This window comes from Streptomyces sp. NPDC001770 (assembly GCF_053596135.1).
The window spans coordinates 33,714-40,221 of sequence record NZ_JBSFFN010000053.1; the positions used below are offsets into that span (position 1 = coordinate 33,714).

6 protein-coding genes are annotated in these 6,508 nt (G+C 70.2%); 2 read left to right on the forward strand and 4 right to left on the reverse strand.

The annotated features are described in order from the left end of the window. The gene (purE, locus tag ACWCSV_RS31665) at positions 1-537 is read right to left on the reverse strand and encodes a 5-(carboxyamino)imidazole ribonucleotide mutase (protein ID WP_327176131.1); all 537 of its coding nucleotides are present in this window, start codon (positions 535-537) and stop codon (positions 1-3) included. Then, entirely contained in the window at positions 534-1,664 is a 1,131-nt protein-coding gene (locus tag ACWCSV_RS31670; RefSeq protein WP_451148173.1) for a 5-(carboxyamino)imidazole ribonucleotide synthase, read from the reverse strand. Before ACWCSV_RS31670 ends, purE begins: the two co-directional genes overlap by 4 nt. A 194-nt stretch (positions 1,665-1,858) precedes the next feature. Between ACWCSV_RS31670 and ACWCSV_RS31675 the strand changes: the two genes are divergently transcribed. Further along, on the forward strand, positions 1,859-2,377 hold the full coding sequence (locus tag ACWCSV_RS31675; protein ID WP_451148165.1) for a GtrA family protein: 519 nt from the start codon (positions 1,859-1,861) through the stop codon (positions 2,375-2,377). 42 nt (positions 2,378-2,419) lie between these two features. On the opposite strand, the gene ACWCSV_RS31680 is transcribed toward ACWCSV_RS31675, so the two are convergent. Continuing rightward, the gene (locus tag ACWCSV_RS31680) at positions 2,420-3,685 is read right to left on the reverse strand and encodes an ATP-binding protein (protein ID WP_451148167.1); all 1,266 of its coding nucleotides are present in this window, start codon (positions 3,683-3,685) and stop codon (positions 2,420-2,422) included. 48 nt (positions 3,686-3,733) lie between these two features. Further along, positions 3,734-4,411 carry a response regulator transcription factor gene (locus tag ACWCSV_RS31685; protein WP_327176135.1) on the reverse strand — a complete coding sequence of 226 codons (678 nt, stop codon included), beginning with the start codon at positions 4,409-4,411 and terminating at the stop codon, positions 3,734-3,736. A 487-nt stretch (positions 4,412-4,898) separates the two neighbouring features. Between ACWCSV_RS31685 and ACWCSV_RS31690 the strand changes: the two genes are divergently transcribed. After that, positions 4,899-6,386 (forward strand): oligopeptide:H+ symporter, encoded by a 1,488-nt coding sequence (locus ACWCSV_RS31690; RefSeq protein WP_451148169.1) that lies wholly within the window; start codon positions 4,899-4,901, stop codon positions 6,384-6,386. Positions 6,387-6,508 lie beyond the last annotated feature (122 nt).

Genomic DNA, 6,508 nt, shown 5'->3' on the forward strand with positions numbered 1-6,508 from the left:
CTACTTCCCGAAGCCGAAGGAGCCGGAGCCCTCGACCTTGGCCCGCAGCCGCCGGCCCTTCTCGGTGGCCTGTTCGTTCAGCTCGCCGAGGAAGGTGGTCATCCGCTCGCGGAGCTCCTCGTCGGCGGTGGCGAGGATGCGGGCGGCGAGGAGCCCGGCGTTGCGGGCGCCGCCGACGGAGACGGTGGCGACGGGGATCCCGGCGGGCATCTGGACGATGGAGAGCAGGCTGTCCATGCCGTCCAGGTACTTCAGCGGTACGGGGACGCCGATGACGGGCAGCGGGGTGACCGAGGCCAGCATGCCGGGCAGGTGGGCGGCGCCGCCCGCGCCCGCGACGATCGCCTTCAGGCCGCGGCCGGCCGCCTGCTCGCCGTACGCGATCATCTCGCGGGGCATCCGGTGGGCGGAGACGACGTCCACCTCGTACGCGATGCCGAACTCGTCCAGGGCCTGGGCCGCGGCCTCCATGACGGGCCAGTCGGAGTCCGACCCCATGACGATGCCGACTACGGGTGCGGTGCGCGGGTCTGTCATTCGGTGATCGTCCCTCGTAGGTAGTCGGCCGCGTGCCGGGCGCGCTCCCGCACGTCCGCCAGATCGTCGCCGTAGGTGTTCACGTGACCGACCTTGCGGCCGGGCTTCACGTCCTTGCCGTACATGTGGATCTTGAGCTGCGGGTCCCGGGCCATGCAGTGCAGGTAGCCCTGGTACATGTCGGGGTAGTCGCCGCCCAGGACGTTGCACATGACCGTCCAGGGTGCGCGCGGGCGCGGGTCGCCGAGCGGCAGGTCGAGCACGGCGCGGACGTGGTTGGCGAACTGCGAGGTGATCGCGCCGTCCTGGGTCCAGTGGCCGGAGTTGTGCGGGCGCATGGCCAGTTCGTTGACGAGAACGCCGGGTGTCCCGTCGGCGCCACGAATCTCGAAGAGCTCGACGGCGAGGTGGCCGACGACTCCGAGCTCGGCGCCGATCCGCAGGGCGAGCTGCTGGGCCTCGCCGGCCAGCTTCTCGTCGAGGCCGGGGGCCGGGGCGATGACGGTGTCGCAGACGCCGTCGACCTGGAGGGACTCCACGACGGGGTAGGCGACGGCCTGGCCGTGCGGGGAGCGGACGATGTTCGCCGCGAGCTCCCGTACGAAGTCGACCTTCTCCTCGGCGAGGACCGGGACTCCGGCCCGGAAGGGCTCGGCGGCGTCCGCCTCGGAGCGCACCACCCAGACGCCCTTGCCGTCGTAGCCGCCGCGGACCGTCTTGAGGATCACCGGGTAGCCGTCGCCCTCGCCGGCGAAGGCGGTGACGTCGGCGGGGCCGGTGACGATGCGGTTGCGGGGGCAGGGCACGCCGAGCTCGGCGAGCCGGGCCCGCATCACGCCCTTGTCCTGGGCGTGCCGCAGGGCGTCGGGGCCGGGGCGTACGGCGATGCCGTCGGCCTCCAGGGCCCGCAGGTGCTCGGTGGGCACGTGCTCGTGGTCGAAGGTGATCACGTCGCAGCCGCGCGCGAAGGCGCGGAGGGTGTCCAGGTCGCGATAGTCGCCGACGACGACCTCGTTCACCACCTGGGCGGCCGAGTCCTGCGGGGTGTCACTGAGCAGCTTGAATGTCAGGCCGAGGGGGATGCCCGCCTCGTGGGTCATGCGGGCGAGCTGACCGCCGCCGACCATGCCGACTACCGGGAACGTCACGCCCCCAGGGTATCCGCCGTCCAGGTGCCCCTTGACTCTGGTCCGAAAGGGTCCCCCGGGGGCGTGGACCCGTCGTCGCTGGACAGGTGACCCGAGGCCCCGGGCATCACACGGCCGGGCTGGTTAGCATGAGCGCGTTGACGAAACCGACCGGACGGGGCTGAACGATCACCATGAGCGAACGGGGCGCACTGCGGACCCGGCTTGATCGGCTGGCCCGGGAGGTCGCCAAGTTCGGCGTGGTCGGCGCGCTCGGGCTGGTGGTCAACATCGCGGTCTCCAACCTGATCTGGCGCACCACGGACATTCCGACCGTGCGGGCCGGGCTGATGGCCACCTGCGTGGCCATCCTCTTCAACTACGTGGGGTTCAGGTACTGGACCTACCGGGACCGCGACAAGACCGGCCGGACCCGTGAGCTGGCGCTGTTCCTGCTGTTCAGCGCGGTGGGCGCGGTGATCGAGACGGGCGTCCTGTACGCGGCGACGTACGGCTTCGGCTGGGACACCCCGGTGCAGAGCAACGTCGCCAAGGTCGTGGGCATCGGGATCGCCACGCTCTTCCGCTTCTGGTCGTACCGGACCTGGGTGTTCAAGGCGCTCCCCGAGAAGGAGGCCGTGGTCGTCGCGGAGCAGTTTCCCGGGCGGCGGCAGCCCTCGGAGCCGGTAGCGCCGGACACCGTACGGAACTGACCGCACGCCGTACCGCGACGCCCGGCCCGCCCGGTCCCGTGCTCAGCGGACCGGGCGTTCCTGTTCCTCGGGGGTACGGGCGATGCTGCCGAGGAAGAGGGCGAAGACGGGCGGCTGCTGCTGGAGGAGTTCCAGCCGGCCGCCGTCGGCCTCCGCGAGGTCGCGGGCGACCGCGAGACCGATGCCGGTGGAGTTGCGCCCGCTGATGGAGCGTTCGAAGATCCGTGCCCCCAGGTCGGCGGGGACGCCCGCGCCCTCGTCGGTGACCTCCACGACGACCTGGTTGCCGGTGACGCGGGTGCGCAGGGCGACCGTGCCGCCGCCGTGCATCAGCGCGTTCTCGATCAGGGCGGCGAGCACCTGGGCGACGGCGCCGGGGGTGCCGACCGCCCGCAGGCCGTGCCGGCCGGAGCGGACGACGGCGCGGCCCTCGCCGCGGTAGGCGGGGCGCCACTCCTCGATCTGCTGCTTGATGACCTCGTCCAGGTCGAAGACGACGGCGGAGCCGGTGCGCGGGTCCCGGGCGTTGGTCAGCAGCCGCTGCACGACGTCGGTGAGGCGCTCGACCTGGGTGAGGGCGATGTTCGCCTCCTCCTTCACCGTGTCCGGGTCGTCGGTGACGGAGATTTCCTCGATACGCATGGAGAGCGCGGTGAGCGGGGTGCGCAGCTGGTGGGAGGCGTCGGCCGCGAGCCGCCGCTCGGCCGTCAGCATCCGGGCGATCCGCTCGGCGGAGGCGTCGAGGACGTCGGCGACCCGGTCCAGCTCGGGCACCCCGTACCGCTTGTGGCGGGGGCGCGGGTCGCCGGAGCCGAGGCGTTCGGCGGTCTCCGCGAGGTCGGTGAGCGGGGAGGTGAGGCGGTTGGCCTGGCGTACGGCGAGGAGGACGGCCGAGATGATCGCGAGGAGTGCCACCGCACCGATGATCAGCAGGGTGCGGCCGACCTCGCGGGTGACGGCGGATCGGGACTCCTCGACGGTGACCCGCTCGCCCTCCTCGCCCTTCACGACGGAGGTGATGGCGTTGCCGCCGGGGCGCGTGCCGACCTCGATCGGGGCGCGGCCGGGGAGTTCGACGCGGGCGTACCGGTCGCCGACGACCTGTTCGTCGAGGACGGCGGCGGTGATCCGCTCCTCGCCGAGCAGCCGGCTCTCCACGACGCTGATCAGGCGCAGCGCCTCGGAGTCCACGCTCTCCTGGGCGCTGTTACTGATGGTGCGGGTCTCCACGAGGACCAGGGAGATGCCGAAGACGGCGATCACCACGAGCACCACGGAGAGCGTGGAGTTGATCAGTCGGCGGCGCATGAGGTGCTTCTGCCCGTCAGTTCTCTCGGCCCGTCAGCTCTCCGCTCTTCAGCTCTTCTCGAAACGGAAGCCGACGCCGCGGACAGTGGCGATGTAGCGGGGGTTCGCCGCGTCGTCGCCGAGCTTCTTGCGGAGCCAGGAGATGTGCATGTCCAGGGTCTTCGTCGACGACCACCAGGTGGTGTCCCAGACCTCGCGCATCAGCTGGTCGCGGGTGACGACCCGGCCGGCGTCCCGGACCAGCACCCGCAGGAGGTCGAACTCCTTCGCGGTGAGCTGGAGCTCCTCGTCGCCCATCCAGGCGCGGTGCGACTCGACGTCGATCCGTACGCCGTGGGTGGCGGGCTGCGGAGCGGGCTCGGCGGCGCCGCGCCGCAGCAGGGCGCGGACACGGGCGAGGAGCTCCGCGAGGCGGAAGGGCTTGGTGACGTAGTCGTCGGCGCCGGCGTCGAGGCCGACCACCGTGTCGACCTCGTCGGCGCGGGCGGTCAGCACCAGGATGGGCACGGCGTGGCCGTCGGCGCGCAGCCGCCGGGCCACTTCGAGGCCGTCCATGCCGGGCAGTCCCAGGTCGAGGACGACCAGGTCCACGCCGCCCTGGAGTCCGGCGTCGAGCGCGGTGGGGCCGTCCTGGCGGACCTCGACCTCGTAGCCCTCCCGACGCAGGGCGCGGGCCAGTGGCTCCGAGATGGATGCGTCGTCCTCGGCGAGCAGTACACGGGTCATGGGGTGATGGTAGTCCGCGAGGGAGGCCCGGAGTGAGGCGCGCTGAAACGCCTTCGACTCAGGGCCCCATCCCCCTGAAGACCTTCGAATGATCGACTACGGTTCCAGTCTCGCCTGTGATCGATGTCTCATACCCTTCCATATGGCGCAAGGTCGTGTCGTATGGTGTTGCGACGCCTGTTGCACTAATGGGGACCTTTGGGCAGCGTTTCGCGCCGAAGGTCCCTTTCATGTGCGGGCTGGTTCCCGCCAGTCTTGTAACGAGTGAATGACCTGTGGGCCGGGCCCGGAGCGCGAAGATGCGCGCCGGGTGTGGATCCCGATGCGGTCGGTCCCCCGTCTCCGTACCTCTTTCCCGGAGGCCGGAAGGCGGAGCGAATCCCCTTTCAGGCGAGGGGCAGGGCCCTGAGCGCGTCGGTGCCGGCCACCCCCCACCGGACGTACCCCGCTTCCACGGCGGTTCGTCCCCATTCAGCAAGGATCGACCATGGCGTCCAGCCTGACGAAGGAAACCGCCGGCCAGACCGGCGGGGCGACCTTCTTCGGCCACCCCCGCGGCCTGGCCACGCTCTTCATGACCGAGATGTGGGAGCGTTTCTCCTACTACGGCATGAGGGCCCTGCTCCCCCTGTACCTGATCGCTCCCAACGGGCTCCACATGAACCCGGCCACGGCGACGGCGATCTACTCGGTCTACCTGTCGCTCGTCTACCTGCTCGCCATGCCCGGCGGCTGGTTCGGCGACCGGGTCTGGGGTCCGCGCAAGACGGTGGCCATCTCCGGTGCGGTGATCATGGTCGGTCACCTCGTACTGGCCCTGCCTTCCGAGGGCACGTTCTTCGCCGGCCTCGGTCTCGTGGCCATCGGTTCGGGCCTGCTGAAGTCCAACATCTCGACGATGGTCGGCCACCTCTACGACGGTCCGGACGACCCGCGCCGCGACGGTGGCTTCACGATCTTCTACATGGGCATCAACCTCGGTGGCTTCGTCGCCCCGCTGGTGATCGGTACGGTCGGCGAGAACGTCAACTGGCACCTCGGCTTCGCCCTGGCCGCCGTCGGCATGGGGCTGGGTGTCCTCCAGTTCATGCTCGGCAGCCGCCACCTGGACGCGCGCAGCTTCGAGACCCCGAAGCCCCTCTCGACCGCCGAGCGCGCCTCCACGCTGCGCAAGTCGATGATCTGGCTGGGCATCGCCGCCGTCTTCTACATCATCACGGTCGCCACCGGCGTCTACACGCTGAACTGGCTGCTGGTCCCGATCACGGTGGCCGGTCTGGTCATCCCGGTGATGGTCCTGGCGCGCATCAAGCGCGACAAGGAGCTGAACAGCACCGAGCAGCGCAAGGTCTCCGGCTACATCTGGTTCTTCGTCGCCGCCGCGCTCTTCTGGATGATCTACGACCAGGGCGGCTCGACGATGGCCATCTTCGCCGAGGACTCGGCGAAGAACTCGGTGTTCGGCTGGGAGTTCCCGGTCTCCTGGTACCAGTCGGTCAACCCCATTCTGATCATGGCCCTGGCCCCGGTCTTCGCCGCCTTCTGGATGGCGCTGAACCGTCGCGGCAAGGAGCCGAGCACGATCGTGAAGTTCAGCTCCGGCCTGGTGCTGGTCGGCGCGTCGTTCTTCCTCTTCCTGGCGCCGCTGACCATCGCCACCGACGGCCACCAGGCCGCCGCGATGTGGCTGGTCGCGATCTACTTCGTGCAGACCGTCGGTGAGCTGACGCTCTCCCCGGTCGGCCTCTCGGTCACCACGAAGATGGCTCCGGCCAAGTACGCCAGCCAGATGATGGGCGTCTGGTTCCTCGCGGTGACCGCGGGCGACTGCACCACCAGCCTGCTCTCCATCGCCGGAGTGGACCTCAACGGCACCGGGATCGTCACCCTGCAGGCCGCGCTCGCGGTGCTCGCGGGTGCCGCGATCTTCATGTACCGCGGCAAGGTGAAGTCCCTCATGGGCGACGTGCGCTGACGCGCGTACCCCGTAACGACGGCGGAGCAGTTGTGACAAACGGGTGCTGGTGGCCGAATCCGTCGGCAGGGATGAGGCGTGGGGCTTCGAGGCCGAGGTATTCATCCTTTCGGGTGTGGTTG

Bases quoted from the DNA above. Each gene is read 5' to 3' on its own strand.
- ACWCSV_RS31675 (WP_451148165.1), top strand. From the start codon at position 1,859: ATGAGCGAACGGGGCGCACTGCGGACCCGGCTTGATCGGCTGGCCCGG.
- ACWCSV_RS31680 (WP_451148167.1), bottom strand. From the start codon at position 3,685: ATGCGCCGCCGACTGATCAACTCCACGCTCTCCGTGGTGCTCGTGGTG.
- ACWCSV_RS31690 (WP_451148169.1), top strand. From the start codon at position 4,899: ATGGCGTCCAGCCTGACGAAGGAAACCGCCGGCCAGACCGGCGGGGCG.
- ACWCSV_RS31670 (WP_451148173.1), bottom strand. From the start codon at position 1,664: ATGGTCGGCGGCGGTCAGCTCGCCCGCATGACCCACGAGGCGGGCATC.
- purE (WP_327176131.1), bottom strand. From the start codon at position 537: ATGACAGACCCGCGCACCGCACCCGTAGTCGGCATCGTCATGGGGTCG.
- ACWCSV_RS31685 (WP_327176135.1), bottom strand. From the start codon at position 4,411: ATGACCCGTGTACTGCTCGCCGAGGACGACGCATCCATCTCGGAGCCA.